This window comes from Crocinitomix algicola, assembly GCF_001661595.2.
GTDB classification, from domain to species: Bacteria; Bacteroidota; Bacteroidia; order Flavobacteriales_D; family Crocinitomicaceae; genus Crocinitomix; species Crocinitomix algicola.
In genome coordinates, this window is record NZ_LYPF02000007.1 from 157292 (window position 1) to 172089 (window position 14798).

Consider the following 14798-nt stretch of genomic DNA (forward strand, 5'->3'; position numbering starts at 1 on the left):
TCAAATCGCAAAAATTGGCTTATGTTAAAAAACAAACTTTTATTTTTTGTTCTTGGTGTATTTTTGTTCGCTTCTTGCACAAAGGAAGGTGAATTAAACTATAGAGAACGAAAGTTAGTAGGGACTTGGTACTATGAAACGGTTCGTGTTTCAGAAGGTTGGAGCTCCCAAAAAATCACAAATGATTATCATGCAGTTTATTTGACATTTAATGCAGACTTTTCGTTTGATTTTCGGGATGAGATTAACGAAATATATGGTTCAGGTTTGTGGGAAATGACGGAGACCTATGATGGCGAATATGCTTCTGATGAAATTTTTATTTCCTTTAATGATGATCTAACGGGAGATTTGTACCAAATTATATTTGAGAATATATCGGTCACAAAACGGCGAGTTAACGCTGTTTACCAAGATGGTAGTACCCGTTATAACTATACACTGTATAAAGTGTAGACTTGTAATGTGAGGTTAAAAAAATGATTAACTTTGCAGGATATTTTTAGAATTAAATGTTGGTAGAAGTATTAAAATCAAAAATTCACCGAGTATCAGTAACTGAAGCGGACTTGAATTATATTGGAAGTATAACTGTTGATCCGGATTTGCTGGATGCAGCAAATATGATTGAAGGTGAGAAGGTTCAAATTGTCAATATAAATAATGGTGAACGAATCGAAACTTATATTATTGAGGGAGAGCGTGGTCAGGGAGGGATCTGTTTGAATGGTCCTGCAGCTCGACGCGTAGCGGTGGGAGATATTATCATTATTATCTCTTATGCACATATGGATTTTGAGGAAGCGAAATCATTTAAGCCATCTCTGGTGTTTCCAAATACTGCTACGAATAAGTTAGATTAATACAATTTAGTTTTACTTTATTCGTTTACGGGAACAATGTCTATATTGCGCCTATGAAATCAAAAATTGTAGCGACTTTAAAACTTATTTTACCATTAGGTTTTGGTTTTTTTCTTGTTTGGTTGTTCTATGATGCCTTATGTGATGATCAAAAAAAGGATTTGTTCGCGGCATTTAGTGAAGCCAACTATTTTTGGGTGTTTCTTGCATTAGGTTTTGCCTTTCTAAGTCATGTAAGTCGTGCATATCGTTGGAAGTTTTTACTTCATCCTTTAGGGTATAAAGTTAAGTTTTGGAATGCGTATCACGCGCTGATGATTGGCTATGTGGTGAATATAGTTTTTCCACGTGCTGGTGAGGCCAGTAGGGCTGGAGTAGTCGCGAAAACTGAGGGTGTTCCGTTTCAAAAAGGGTTTGGAACTATTATTGCCGAACGGGCTGTAGACGTTGTAATGTTAGGAGTTGTTTCAGTTGTCGCTTTAGGTTTGCAGTTTGATAAAATTGATTTGTTTCAGGATAAGATAGCAGCCTTTAATGAAGGGATGTCAGTTTGTGGTAATGGAACTGTTTTTGCTGTTTTAGGTTCGGTGGTTAAATACGCTATTATTATTGGGGTAGTTGGTGTTTTGGTGTTGTTTGTTTTTAACAAAGGCTTTAGAGTTAAAATCAAGAATTTTATAAGTGGTTTGCTTGAAGGATTGCTGGCTATTTTTAAGACGGATTATAAATTGCAATTTGTTGGACACAGTGTTTTTGTATGGGTAATGTATATTGCAAACTTTACGGCTTGTTTGTATGCTTTGGATGCGACTTCTTATTTGGGTTGGGACGCGATATTAGCTGGTTTTGTTGCTGGGACTGTAGGGATGGTTTTAGTTCAAGGTGGAATAGGGGTCTATCCTGCATTTGTAGGGTTGATATTAAGTATCTACATGGGTGGTGAATCTTCTTCAGTTATCTTACCTGATGCTTTGGCTATTGGTTGGATTAATTGGACATCGCAAACGGCTATGATGATTGTTCTAGGTCTTATTTCTCTTGGGGTTAATGGAAAAAATGTAAGTTTTAAAGAAAATGAATCAGCTGCAGAGGATACAAAATAAGATTAAGTCGTCAGATAGTATTGCGCTTGAATTAAGCCGTCTTAAGAACGATGGAAAAAAAGTGGTTTTTACCAATGGATGTTTTGATATTTTACACAAGGGCCATGTTACTTATTTGGCGCTAGCTTCAGAACAAGGTGATGTATTGGTCTTAGGTTTAAATAGTGATGATTCTGTTCGAAGATTAGGGAAAGGGGATGATCGCCCGGTCAATAGCGTTGATGCGCGGGCAATGGTGATTGCAAGTTTAGAATTCGTAGATTATGTTGTAGAATTTAATGAAGATACGCCGTATGAATTGATTTCAATTATTCAACCGGATGTATTAGTTAAAGGTGGAGATTATGATCCAGAGGAAGTTGACGAGCGAAGTAAACGTTACATAGTTGGACGAGATGTTGTTTTAGAAAATAATGGAAAGGTCAAAACAATCGATTTAGTAGATGGTTTTTCGACCACGGGCATAATTAAAAAGTTAAAAGATGACAATTAAAGAAGCACAGGGTTTAGTAGATAATTGGATTAAAACTTATGGTGTTCGTTATTTTAATGAATTAACGAATATGGCCCAGTTGACAGAGGAGGTAGGGGAAGTAGCGCGAATCATAGCGCGTAGGTATGGTGAGCAATCAGAGAAGGAATCTGATAAGTCAAAGGATTTAGGAGATGAAATGGCTGATGTTTTATGGGTTCTAATTTGTTTGGCCAACCAAACAGGAATTGACTTAGAAGAAGCTTTGAAGAAGAACCTGGATAAAAAAACAAAGCGGGATTCTACGCGTCATCATGAGAATAAAAAAATACATTAGAAATTAAAAAGGGCCGTTCACCTGCAGATGAACAACCCTTTTCGTCTTTGGTAGAAGTAAAACCTTACTTTTCTGCTGCTTCCGCTTCTTCGGCAGGAACAGTACCTTGTATTTGAGCAATAATTTTTCCTTCAAGTTCTTCCATAAGTTCTGGATTGTCTTGAATTAATGTTTTAACAGCGTCACGACCTTGTCCAAGTTTTGTGTCTCCATAGCTAAACCAAGAGCCACTTTTTTTGATAATACCAAGATCTACTCCTAGGTCGAGTATCTCTCCAACTTTCGAAACTCCTTTTCCGTACATAATGTCGAATTCGGCTTTCTTAAATGGGGGAGCGACTTTATTTTTAACGATTTTAACTTTTGTTCTATTTCCGATAATTTCTTCTCCGTCTTTTATTTGACTTGATCGACGAATGTCTACACGAATAGATGCGTAAAACTTAAGGGCGTTTCCTCCTGTTGTTGTTTCAGGGTTTCCAAACATCACTCCGATTTTATCACGCAATTGGTTGATGAATATACAACAAGTGTTTGCTTTGTTTATTGAGCTGGTTAATTTACGAAGCGCTTTTGACATTAAACGAGCTTGAAGTCCCATTTGGGAATCTCCCATTTCACCTTCAATTTCTGCTCGAGGTGTTAAAGCCGCAACTGAATCGACAATAATAATATCGACCGCACCAGAGCGAATTAAGTTATCTGCAATTTCTAAAGCTTGTTCACCATTGTCTGGCTGAGAAACCAATAAGTTCTCCGTATCAATACCTAGTGCTTCAGCGTAATAACGGTCGAAAGCATGTTCTGCATCCACAAAGGCTGCAATTCCACCTTTCTTTTGACATTCTGCAATTGCGTGTAATGCTAAAGTCGTTTTACCTGAAGATTCAGGACCATAAATTTCAATTACTCTACCTTTAGGAAAACCTTTTACTCCTAAAGCAAGGTCTAGAGTGAGTGATCCTGAAGGGATGACTTCAATGTCTTCTACCGCATTGTCGCCTAATTTCATTACGGTTCCTTTTCCGTAAGTTTTTTCTAACTTGTCAAGGGTTAATTGTAACGCCTTTAACTTTTCTGCTTTTACTTCTGCCATAATTTTAATTTTAAAGCAAAGGAATTCTACCAAAACGTAAACTATTTACGTCTTCCTTTTGCTGATTAATTTTCTTCTAATTCTTCCAAAATTTGTTCTGCGTGCGCTTTGGTTTTAACCTTTTTGAATATAGCTTCAATGTTTCCTTGTGCATCAATCACAAATGTGGTGCGGTGAATACCATCGAATTCTTTACCCATGAATTTTTTAGGTCCCCATACACCATAGTCGTTGATTATTTTTTTGTCAACATCAGCTATTAAATGAAAAGGAAGTTCATGCTTGTCGATGAATTTGATGTGACGTTTTTCATCATCCGCACTAATTCCAATAATTTCGAACCCTTTTTCTTGTAGTAAGCTATAGTTGTCTCTCAAGTTACAGGACTGTGTAGTGCAACCAGGAGTCATGTCTTTTGGGTAAAAGTAAATGATGAGTCGTTTTCCGTTGAAATCTTTGAGTGAAATTTCATCACCATTTTCGATTTTACCACTGAAATTAGGTGCTTTATCTCCAATGTTTAAATGTGTCATAGACGATTTTTTAATCAATGTTTGTCACAAATCTAATCAAAAAACTGATATGTTTGATTATTTTTTCGGATTTTATTTCAAATGGAGTTTTATTTTTATCAGGATTTTTAGTTTAATTTAGCGTAGAATCAGTTTAGTTGCGATTTTATTTTCCCTAAAAATTCATTGAAAAAATACATGCAGACATTCTTAGAAGAAAAAATTAAAGAAATCTATAGTGCACATGACGGCGTTTTGAAGGATATTGTAATTGTAATTCCTAATAAAAGGGCGTCTGTATATATTTATAAATACATTGCTGCAATTCATCAAAGAGCAATGGTGGCCCCAGAAATTTTAACAATTAATGAATGGATTGATCGCTTTACACCAGATCGTATAGTTTCACAAACTGAATTATTATTTATTTTGTTTGATGTGCATCGAAGGATAGAAGATGAAGACGCCGAGGATTTTAATAGTTTTATAAAATGGGGTAAAATGCTACTTTCAGATTTTGATGAGATTGATCGGTACCTAATTCCTACTCAAAATATTTTTCGCGATTTACGAAACATTAAGGAGATAGAGAATTGGAGTTTTTTGGAAGATGAGCTTTCTTCGGGGCAAGAAAAGTTTCTGACTTTATGGGATAAATTGCCTACGTATTATCAATTGTTTAATGAGGTTCTGAATGAAAATGCACTGATCTATCAAGGAGCCGCTTATAAAAAGTTTCATGATAAGATTACAAGTGGTCTGCTCAAACTAGACTTGGCTCATCACTATTATTTTATTGGTTTTAATGCTTTGTCAAGTAGTGAGGAAGGGATAATGAAGTATCTCATAAACGAAAAAAAAGGAACTGTTTATTTTGATGTTGATCATTTTTATTTCGATAATGTGGATCATGAAGCAGGACATTTTTATCGTCAAATCATAAAAAAATGGAGGGTAAAACCAAATCTTGGAAATAACTTTAATGATTTTCAGAAAGAGATAAAGGTGATCGAAACTGCTCAACAAACTGCTCAAGCTAAAATAGCGGGAAGTATTGTAGAGGAGTTGTTTTTAAACGGTGACCAACTCAATCAAACAGCCATTGTTCTGGCTGATGAATCGTTATTAATCCCCTTAACTCGTTCTTTACCTGCCGTAATTGACAAAGCAAATATCACGATGGGGTATCCTTTAAAGTTTACCCATTTGAAAGGGTTGATTGATTTGGTTTTTGATTTGCAATTCAATTTTCAGAAATTCAAGTCGGTAAGGTTATATCATAAAACTATTCTCAACAGCTTAGATCACCCTTATTTAAAATTGATGGTGAAAGACCGCGCAAAGATTACAGCTTTTGAGCAGAGTTTAATTCAGAAGAACAAAATTTTTATCGGTCAAAATGAATTGTTGGAGGTGTTTCCACAGCTGGATAAAATAAATCAATTTTTTATCCCTTGGAAGAATATAATTGTTGATGGTTTTGGAGCATTTAATCAGCTTACATCTGCGCTTTATGAAACACTAAAACTATGCGAGGATGACATGCAGATTGATCTAGAGGTGGTTTATCATTTTACGCGTGGATTCAAAAAATTTGAGGAAATTGCATTGAAACATCCTCATCCCCTTACTTTAAGGTCGTTCAAAGTGTTGTTCTATCAATTTTGGCAGTCAGAATCACTTTCTTTTTTGGGTAATCCGACAAAAGGATTGCAAGTCATGGGGGTGCTTGAAACGAGAACGATAGATTTTGAGAATTTGATTATTTTGGGGATGAATGAAGGGAATCTACCCAAGACTAATGTGGTAAACTCTTTTATACCGAGAGATTTAAAATTGAATCATGGGTTGCCGGTGGAGGAAGATCGACAAGCAATATTTGCCCATCACTTTTACCGACTATTACACCGTGCTAAAAAAGTATACTTCACATATAATTCTACGACGGAAGGGGTTGGTGTGAATGAAAAAAGTCGATTTATTACCCAGTTAGAGAATGAGTTGGATTTTTCAAAAGGGCATCAGTTGGCACAATACACTTTTACAACAGATGACAAAGCTGCGGAAATCAAAGAGACGTCCTATAATAGCTCGGAGCTTGTAAAGTCAAAAATTGATGAACAATTAAAGAAGGGCTTGTCTCCTTCGGCGTTGAATAAATTCATATCCTGTCCATTGGATTTTTATTACCGTTATGTGTTGGGCATGAAGGAAAGTGTGGAAGTTGAAGAACATATTGAAGCATCTACTTTTGGTACCAAAATTCATGAAGTTTTAGAGCGAATAATACGAAAGAATTTCCTTGACCCAAAAGTAAAGATGGATGAGGGAACATTGGTTCGAGAAAAAAAGAAAATAAAGGAATACTTGAAAGAGGTCTATTTGGAAGATTTCAGTGAAAACGATTTAAAATATGGTCAAAATAAGCTTTCATTTGAGGTGTCATTGGGCTTTTTAGAACGTTTTATAGATAAGCAGATTGAAGAGATAAGACGGACAGATTCACCTATTTTTATCATAGATCTTGAAAAGTCTATCTCGGCTAAGTATAACTGGTTGATTGATGGTAAAAACAAGGAGGTGAAAATTGAAGGGAACGCCGATCGAATAGATCAAATTGGTTCAGTTTATCGCATTATAGATTACAAATCGGGGAAATGTAGTTCGGATAAAATTCGACTGCCTAAAAATATTGAAGCAGAGGGAGCTTTTGAAAAGTTTATGTATGATGAAACTAAAGGCTATGGTCGCCAATTATTGATGTATGCTTTGATGTTTCGTCAGACCTATCCAGCGTTTAAAAATTTTTCGGCAGGCATTATTTCTATGATCAATTTAGACGATTGGCTTCAGAATATTCAAGAGGATGGTTCTGAAATTTTATCTGATGAATTATTGGACGCCTTCGAAGAGGAGTTGAAAGCTGTATTTATTGCAGTGTACGAGAGTGACTACGAGTTTAAACATAATCCAAAAGCATTATACTGCGACCATTGTAGTGTTTAACTCATTCGGTAGTGGTCTACTGCATTGCGGACGCTGCCGTGTTTTTTGAGTAGTGCGTTAGCTTTTTCATAGGTGATGTTGAGTTCGCTCATAACCATTTTTGTGCCCCGGTCAACGAGTTTATTGTTACTCAATTGCATGTCAACCATTTTGTTTCCTTTAACACGTCCCAAGCCAATCATTAGTGCAGTTGAAATCATGTTTAAAACAAGTTTTTGAGCGGTGCCTGCTTTCATTCTTGTACTTCCTGTAACAAACTCTGGTCCTACGATAGGAGTTATGGCATGATTAGCGGTTGCAGCAAGTTCGCTATTAGGGTTGCAAGTAATTCCTCCAGTTAAAATTTTAGCTTCGTTGGCTTTTTTTAAAGTGCCAATTACATAAGGTGTGCTGCCTGAGGCTGCTATGCCTACTACTGTGTCTAGTCTGTTTATTTTATGTTTTTCAAGGTCAATCCACCCTTGTTCAGTGTCATCTTCTGCGAACTCTACCGCTTTCCTGATAGCGCCATCCCCGCCGGCCATAATACCAACAACTAAGCCGTGGTCAACACCAAATGTCGGGGGGCATTCTGAGGCGTCAACGATTCCTAGTCTTCCGCTCGTTCCAGCTCCAATGTAAAACAACCTTCCACCTTTTTTCATTCTTTCTAAGGTTTGATTAACGAAGTTTTCAATTTGAGGAATGGTTTTCTCAACTGCTGCAGCAACAAGTGCGTCTTCGCGGTTAATATTCGTCAAAATCTCCTGAGTGGACATTTGTTCTAAATGGTTGTATCGCGAATTTTTTTCCGTAATTCTGTGGTCTGCGCTCATGCTTTTTACTTTTGTTTAAAGGGTAAAAATAGAAAAACTAACGGTATATTTATTCAGTAGACATCTGGTTGCAAAGTTCTTTTCCGGCAAGTGTTCCTATTGCGATGCCCATACCGCCCAATCTCACCGCACAAGAGATGTGATTGTTAATTCTTTTTATAATCGGCGTTTTTTTAGTGCCAACACCCATAATTCCAGCCCAGCTATAGTCTACCCTGAAAGGTGTTTTCGGAAGGATTTTTTTCTGTAATATCTCTTCTAATTTAGCAGTGATATTAGAGGTGTTAGTTATTGTATCGGTGTTTTCTCCTTTTAGGTCAAGGTTTCTTCCTCCACCAAATAGAACTCTGTTTCCAACGTTCCTGAAGTAATAATAACCTTCGTCAAAATGATAGATGCCTTGGAGTTTTAAGTCGTGAATTGGTTGTGTAATTAAGACTTGTGCTCGTGCCGGTTCAATTTTTTCATTCGGAAGAAAAGCTTTAGAAAAACCATTGGTACAAATTCCTAATTGCTTGTAGCTGATTTGTCCATAATTGGTTGTAACGACTTGATGATCGATTGAGTTGACTTCAATGCCGTTCAGCATATTAACGCCTTTTTCATAACATAACTTTATAAGGTTTTCCATTAATTTTCCAGTATTAATTTGTCCTTCCGCTTTGTGAGAAATTGCCGCATCGAACCCTCTAAAACCAGCTGTTGCACAAATTGTTTTATCGGGCATATATACGTTTTTAATTCCTGTAATCTCTTCAAGGTGTTTGTTGAGTGTGGATAATTGTTCTAAGCAAGTTTGAAATTGGAGAGATTGATGCGAGTCAAACAATTCATAAGCACCCAGTTGTTTGAATTCAATTTTGTCATCACCAACTAAGTTTCTTAATTCTTTTAAACCCTTCCATCTTTTTTGGACAGTATTAAAAACTTCGTCTTCGGAGGAATGTTTTAAGTCGGCTATTATTTCAGAAGGACTACCAATACAAGCAAAACCAGCGTTTTTAGTACTTGCGCCTGACGGCAAATAACCACGCTCCAAAACTGTTACTTTTCGACGGGGAAAACGTTCTTTTAAATGAATGGCGGTAGAGAGACCAACAATACCAGATCCAATGATAAGAAAATCGGTTGAATTAATATAGGTTTCTTTCTCCCAAAAACTGAGTTGATTGAAGTTGAGCATGACGTTAAAAATATGGCTTTAAACCTAGTAAAGGTCGCTTTTTTTTTAGATATTTGTTCACTTGGACAAACAGCCAAAATTAACAAATGCAATGGCTTAAAAGAATTCATTTAGCTGAATTTTCGAACAAGAAAATGTTAGTTGTTGTGAACTTTTTAAGGCGATAGTGGTATAAAGTAATGATGCAAAGAATACTATTTCTGATTATAATTTTTGTGGGGAGCTTTGCTTTTGGGCAAACCGCTTCAGTCGAACTACGAGCTTCGGTAGGAGATGATGATACAGGTAAATCGTTAGGTGGAGCAACAATTGAAGTGTACAAAGGAGGGCAGTTATTTGCTTCGGAATCATCAAAGTCCAATGGGAAAGTGGATCCAATTGATTTGCCAGTTTGCATTGGGTGTACTTACACGATTAAGATTAAAAAAGAAGGTTACGTTACTAAAACAGCGATTTTGGATGCGCACAGTGATTATCCAGAGGAAGTTCCTCCAGGAGCTCAAATTCAAAAATTTGATGTTTCCATATTTCAAGGTGTTGAAGGAGTTGATTTTTCGTTTTTGGATAGAGAGCCCATGGTGGAATTTAAGGTGGACGCTTATGGAGTTGTGACATATGATCAGAAAAAGATAAACGTCATGACAGACAAAATCAAAAAACTCCGAAAAGAAATGGAGGAGAAAAAGGAGCAATTGGCAAAGGAGGAAGAAGCAAAGGCTAAATTAGAAGCTGATTTTAGTGCCTATGTTGCAGCTGGTGATGACGCTGTTTCTAAATCTGATTTTGAGCGGGCAATTGAGCAATATAAATTAGCCTTAGGTCTCAAGCCAGACGACCAACCTACAAAAAATAAATTGTCTGATGCTGAAATAAAATTAGAAGAATTGCGCGCTGCGGAAGAACTTGAGAAACAATTTGGGGAATTGATGACAAAAGCGAAAGAGGCTTATACTAATGAAGAGTTAGAAAAAGCACTTGATTTGTATAAGCAAGCTTCGAGTTTAAAAAAGAATGAAGCATTGCCTAAAGAGCGAATAAAGGAAATTGAAGAAAAAATTGCAACTCAAAAAGCAAACGCAGAGAAATTTGAGGCTTTAGTGAAAGAAGGAGATCAAGCTGCATCTTCAAAAGATTTCGATAATGCTATTGATAAATATGAAGCGGCCTTAGTATTGAAAAAAGAGAAAAGCGTTGAGGATAAAATTGAAGCCGTAAAAAAAGAAAAAGAAGCGGCATTAGCTGCGGAAGAAGAGGAGAAGGCAAAACAAAAGGAGTTTGATGAATTAATAGCAAAGGCGGATGGAGAGTTTGACGCCAAAAAACTGGATGACGCTGTTAAAAATTATTCGGCTGCACTTGAAATTTTTTCAGATAATGCCCATGCCAAATCTCGTCTTGAAGAAATTGAAAAATTGAAAGCCGCAGAAAAGGCCGCTGCCGAAAAAGCGGCAGAAGAAGAGGCGACTTTTAATCGTTTGTTGGAGGAAGGGAAAGAAAAAATTAATCAACGAGAATGGTCAGATGCATTGGCGAAATACAAAGAAGCATTGAAGTACAAGCCGAATGATAAAACAGCGCTTGATCAAATTGACTTCATAAAAAAGGAACAAGAAAAAGAAGCAGCAGAGGAAAAACTCGATGAAGCGTATAATGCTTTTATGGCTGAAGCAAAAGATTTGTTTGAAGCAGAGAAGTATGAAGAGGCAAAATCAAAATATAACGAGGCTTTAGGCGTGAAAAAAGATGAACAAGAACCTAAAGATCAAATAGCAAAAATAGAACAACTTATAGCTGATGCAGAAAAGGCCAAAGAATTAGAAGCGAATTATAAACAATTCATTTCTGAAGGTAATGCGGCAAAAGACCGAAAAGATTATGCAGCTGCAATCGACTCCTATAATAAAGCACTTGAGAATAAGCCGGAAGATGAGCTGGCAAAAACGAAAATAGCCGAAGTAAATGCAATAATTGAGAAGGATAAGGCAGCGGCAGAAGCAGCGGCTAAATTTGCAGAATTCGTGAGTACAGCTGAACAGGCGTTTAATGCCAAAAACTATGATGAAGCCAAGTTGAATTATAATAAAGCGCTAGAGATTAAAGATGATCCAAGTGTTAGGGATGAAATAAAGAAAATAGATGATTTAATTGCTAAAAGTCAAAGTGAGGCTGAGACAAAGGCAAAATACGAAGCCGCAATAAAAGAGGCAGACGGATTTTATGATTCCAACAACCTAGAGGAAGCACTGGAAGCGTACAAACGAGCATTTTCTATTTTAGAAGAAGATCATCCCAAAAAAAGAATATCGGAACTAAATGAAAAGATTGCAGATCAAAAAGCTGCGGAAGAAAAAGAAGCACTGTTTGCTGAGTATAAAAATAATGGTGAAGTCGCCTTTAATGATAAAAAATATAAAGAAGCGTTAGAGCACTATCAAAATGCGATAAATACCAAACCCGATGCGGAAATAACTCAAAGAATTGGAGAAATAAGAACCTTGATAGAAGAACAAGAAGCTAACCAAGAGTTGAGAGCAAAATATGACGAACTGATTGCATTAGGTAATGCAGAATTTCAGAATAAAAATTATAAGGTGGCACGGGCAACCTATAAAGAGGCGCGTGATGTACTAGGAAGTGAGACATACCCTGATGAGAAAATAGCAGAAATTGATGAAATATTGGCGAAAGCTGCCAATGCAGAAGTCGAAGCAAAATATCAAGAAATAATATCCCAAGCAGATGATTTATTTGACGCTAAAAAGTTGGATCAAGCAAAGCCACTCTACGCAAAAGCGCTGAACGTTAAAGATGGAGATGCATATGCTCAAGAACGAATTGATGAAATTGTGCGTTTAAAAAATGAAATGGCGAATGCAGCAGCAGAGGAAGAACGACTTGAAGAGGAATATCAAGCATTGATCGTTGATGCAGATCGTGCACGTGACGCAGAAAATTGGAAATTAGCACTGGAAAAATACAATGAAGCTTTATCGAAAAAGCCGAGCGAAACATACCCGGTTTTAGAGATCGAAAAGGTGAAGTCCAAAATGGGCGCGGCTGAATTAGAAGCAGAAAAAGAAGCAGAGTATGAACGGTTAATTGATCAGGCAGATAAGTCATTTGACGCTCAGGATTATATCGAAGCGATTAAAAATTATGAATTGGCATTAGCGATAAAAGAAAATGAATCTTATCCAAAAGAAAAGATTGAAAGTGCTAAAAACTTTATTCAGTTAGAGTCGGAAAATGAGGCAGAGGCCGCCTATCAAAAAATCCTTGATGTTGCTCAGGAAAAATTTGATGCCAAAAATTATGATAAGGCATTGGAGCTGTATTTAAGGGCGCAAAAAACAAAACCGTCCGACCCACTTCCGCAACAGCGAATTGATGAGATAAATCAAGCGAAGAATCGCCAGAATGAAGATGATGCATTGGAGGAAAAGTATGAAGACCTCATTAAGGAAGCCGATTATCAGTTTGAAAAAGGAGATTGGGATAAAGCTATTGGTCCATACACCGAAGCTTACAATCTTTTTAACCGTGATTATCCCAAAAATCAAATTGAAAAATGCAAGGCGTCAATGCAAGCAGCATCAGATAAAACAGCAGAAAAAAATTACCGTAAAATTATTAAAGCTGGTGACGATAACTTTGCAAAAGCGAAATATGAAAAAGCAAAAGAATATTATGAACGGGCTATCGGAATAAAGCCAACGGATCAATATCCAAAAGAACAGTTAGTAGAAATTGACAAAATTTTAAATCCTCAAAATTATACAGCCGGTCAACCTTTGTTAAAGGATTATGGTAAGCCAAACACATCTGTTTCATCTGTCGATGTTGACGCGATGTTGAGGGAAGCTGAGGAGAAGCGTAAGTCTATTTCTGCTAATAAAGTGGAGGGCATACAAGTTGATGCGTTGGAAGCTGAGCGCTTGAAAGACGAAGAACAAGAAAACTACAGCCAAAATACTCGAACGGATGTTGTTGAACTGGAAGAGACAATTGACGATTTTGCAGGTGAAGCTGATGAGGAGCGTAAAGATGCGGCAGGCAAAGTTGAGGAGATGGGAACGGTATTGAATGAGGAGGATGTTGTTCGCACGAAAATGAATGATAATGATGTTCAGCTTCAAACCCAGGTTGTAAATAACCTGAATAGGGAGATGGATGAACGTGATGAGGAAAGTGATTTAGGAAGGGAAGAATATTTACTTGATGTGGATGCCATTCGCGCTGAAATTGTCTTAGAGTCGGAGTTGGAAGATGCGAGTCAAACCAACGCTACAATGGATCAAAAAGAGTATGTGGAGCGAGAAACGAAAGCACGGATTGATTCAGACGAGCTGAGTGACTTGGATCGAAAAAATACTGAAGTACGCGTTGAGGATTTTGATGTAGAGTTGATTAATGAAGCGAATGAAAACACCTGGGATCAGGAGGACGTTGTGATGCAAGTAAAAGATGGAGCGGAATATTTAGTAGACATTCAAACTGCATCAGATGTCGAAGAAAATTTAAAACGAGTGGAAAGTGCCCAAAAGGTACAAGATGAGACCCAAACTAGAATTTCAGTTGAAGGAAATCGAGTAGATAATCAATACGATGTAAATATTTCATCAAAAAAATATACAGAAAGTGTCATTGATGATATCGATATTGAAACGGCTGCTAGCGATATTCCACGACAGGAAATGGAGGTTTTTTCAGAAGGTCAACAGGTTGAAGGAATAGAGGTAGTGGACCAATTACAGGTTGAGCAGGAGAATGAATTGCATCACACAGATAAATTTGTTGAGGAATTAGAATATGATATTGTGGATGAAAGTAAAGCTGCCGAATCTAACCGTGAAGGGTATGAACTTACTGTAGATAAAATTAAAGAAGATCAGAATTTATACCTGGAAGGGGAGGAGAGTGATATAGAGAATGAAAGTCATAGCACAGTTAATTATTTAGAGGATGAATTAAAGGAGCGTACTGATAATATCAAGTCTGCAGATGAAAATGCTGATGAAACGATTGATGCTACTGGTGATCAGGTTGATGATATGCGCGCAGAGAACAATAAAATTGAAGGGGAAAATAAAGTAGAACAAGAAGCTGTTGAAGATTATGTCGGTGATTTAAAAGAAATTGACGTAAATAAAATTACCGAACAGATGAAGAATCAACTCGGCGAAAAGTACCCGGAAGGAGTTACAGAAGAGATTTATACCATTAATGATGAGGACGGTTTATTGGTTTCTTATATTGTACGGCGCGTAGTGGTGCGAAATGGGGCTGGTAATGTGTATGAAAAATCGCAATCAAGATTTGGAACTGCAACTTATACCTGTAATGGGCAAGGAATAACTGAATTTCAATGGCAAGATGAAACAGAATCTGCCGATTTGGTAAGGAATTAAAGG

The 14798-nt window shown here is 36.9% G+C and carries 11 protein-coding genes; 7 read left to right on the plus strand and 4 right to left on the minus strand.

All coding sequences use genetic code 11. The annotated features are described in order from the left end of the window. The first annotated feature begins 21 nt into the window (after nt 1-21). From A8143_RS04965 to A8143_RS04985, 5 genes are read left to right on the plus strand one after another with little or no spacing between them, the layout of a single operon-like run. Nucleotides 22-456, plus strand: coding sequence for a hypothetical protein (locus A8143_RS04965; protein WP_070137688.1), 435 nt, complete (start codon nt 22-24; stop codon nt 454-456). Nucleotides 457-512: 56 nt separating this feature from the next. After that, nucleotides 513-863, plus strand: a complete 351-nt coding sequence (gene panD / locus A8143_RS04970; RefSeq protein WP_070137690.1) for an aspartate 1-decarboxylase — start codon at nt 513-515, stop codon at nt 861-863. A 53-nt stretch (nt 864-916) separates the two neighbouring features. Further along, nucleotides 917-1966, plus strand: coding sequence for a lysylphosphatidylglycerol synthase transmembrane domain-containing protein (locus tag A8143_RS04975; protein WP_070137692.1), 1050 nt, complete (start codon nt 917-919; stop codon nt 1964-1966). Further along, nucleotides 1938-2459 carry a D-glycero-beta-D-manno-heptose 1-phosphate adenylyltransferase gene (gene rfaE2 / locus A8143_RS04980; protein ID WP_070137694.1) on the plus strand — a complete coding sequence of 174 codons (522 nt, stop codon included), beginning with the start codon at nt 1938-1940 and terminating at the stop codon, nt 2457-2459. The genes A8143_RS04975 and rfaE2 overlap by 29 nt, the downstream gene beginning before the upstream one ends. Continuing rightward, on the plus strand, nt 2449-2775 hold the full coding sequence (locus A8143_RS04985; RefSeq protein ID WP_070137696.1) for a nucleotide pyrophosphohydrolase: 327 nt from the start codon (nt 2449-2451) through the stop codon (nt 2773-2775). Before rfaE2 ends, A8143_RS04985 begins: the two co-directional genes overlap by 11 nt. Before the next feature lie 64 nt (nt 2776-2839). Here A8143_RS04985 and recA read toward each other — a convergent pair whose 3' ends face one another. Both recA and bcp read right to left on the minus strand, forming a co-directional pair. Further along, nucleotides 2840-3871, minus strand: a complete 1032-nt coding sequence (gene recA / locus A8143_RS04990; protein WP_070137698.1) for a recombinase RecA — start codon at nt 3869-3871, stop codon at nt 2840-2842. A gap of 65 nt (nt 3872-3936) precedes the next feature. Further along, complete coding sequence (gene bcp, locus A8143_RS04995; protein ID WP_070137700.1) at nt 3937-4404, minus strand: thioredoxin-dependent thiol peroxidase; 468 nt, start codon at nt 4402-4404, stop codon at nt 3937-3939. Nucleotides 4405-4581: 177 nt separating this feature from the next. On the opposite strand from bcp, the gene A8143_RS05000 reads away from it, so the two are divergent. Then, on the plus strand, nt 4582-7389 hold the full coding sequence (locus tag A8143_RS05000) for a PD-(D/E)XK nuclease family protein (protein ID WP_070137702.1): 2808 nt from the start codon (nt 4582-4584) through the stop codon (nt 7387-7389). On the opposite strand, the gene murQ is transcribed toward A8143_RS05000, so the two are convergent. Together murQ and A8143_RS05010 are read right to left on the minus strand one after the other, a co-directional pair. After that, nucleotides 7386-8204 carry an N-acetylmuramic acid 6-phosphate etherase gene (gene murQ / locus A8143_RS05005; protein WP_070137704.1) on the minus strand — a complete coding sequence of 273 codons (819 nt, stop codon included), beginning with the start codon at nt 8202-8204 and terminating at the stop codon, nt 7386-7388. The genes A8143_RS05000 and murQ overlap by 4 nt on opposite strands. Nucleotides 8205-8253: 49 nt before the next feature. After that, nucleotides 8254-9387 (minus strand): NAD(P)/FAD-dependent oxidoreductase, encoded by a 1134-nt coding sequence (locus A8143_RS05010; RefSeq protein ID WP_070137706.1) that lies wholly within the window; start codon nt 9385-9387, stop codon nt 8254-8256. A 179-nt stretch (nt 9388-9566) separates the two neighbouring features. Between A8143_RS05010 and A8143_RS05015 the strand changes: the two genes are divergently transcribed. Next, the gene (locus A8143_RS05015; RefSeq protein ID WP_175437487.1) at nt 9567-14795 is read left to right on the plus strand and encodes a hypothetical protein; all 5229 of its coding nucleotides are present in this window, start codon (nt 9567-9569) and stop codon (nt 14793-14795) included. Nucleotides 14796-14798: the final 3 nt, after the last annotated feature.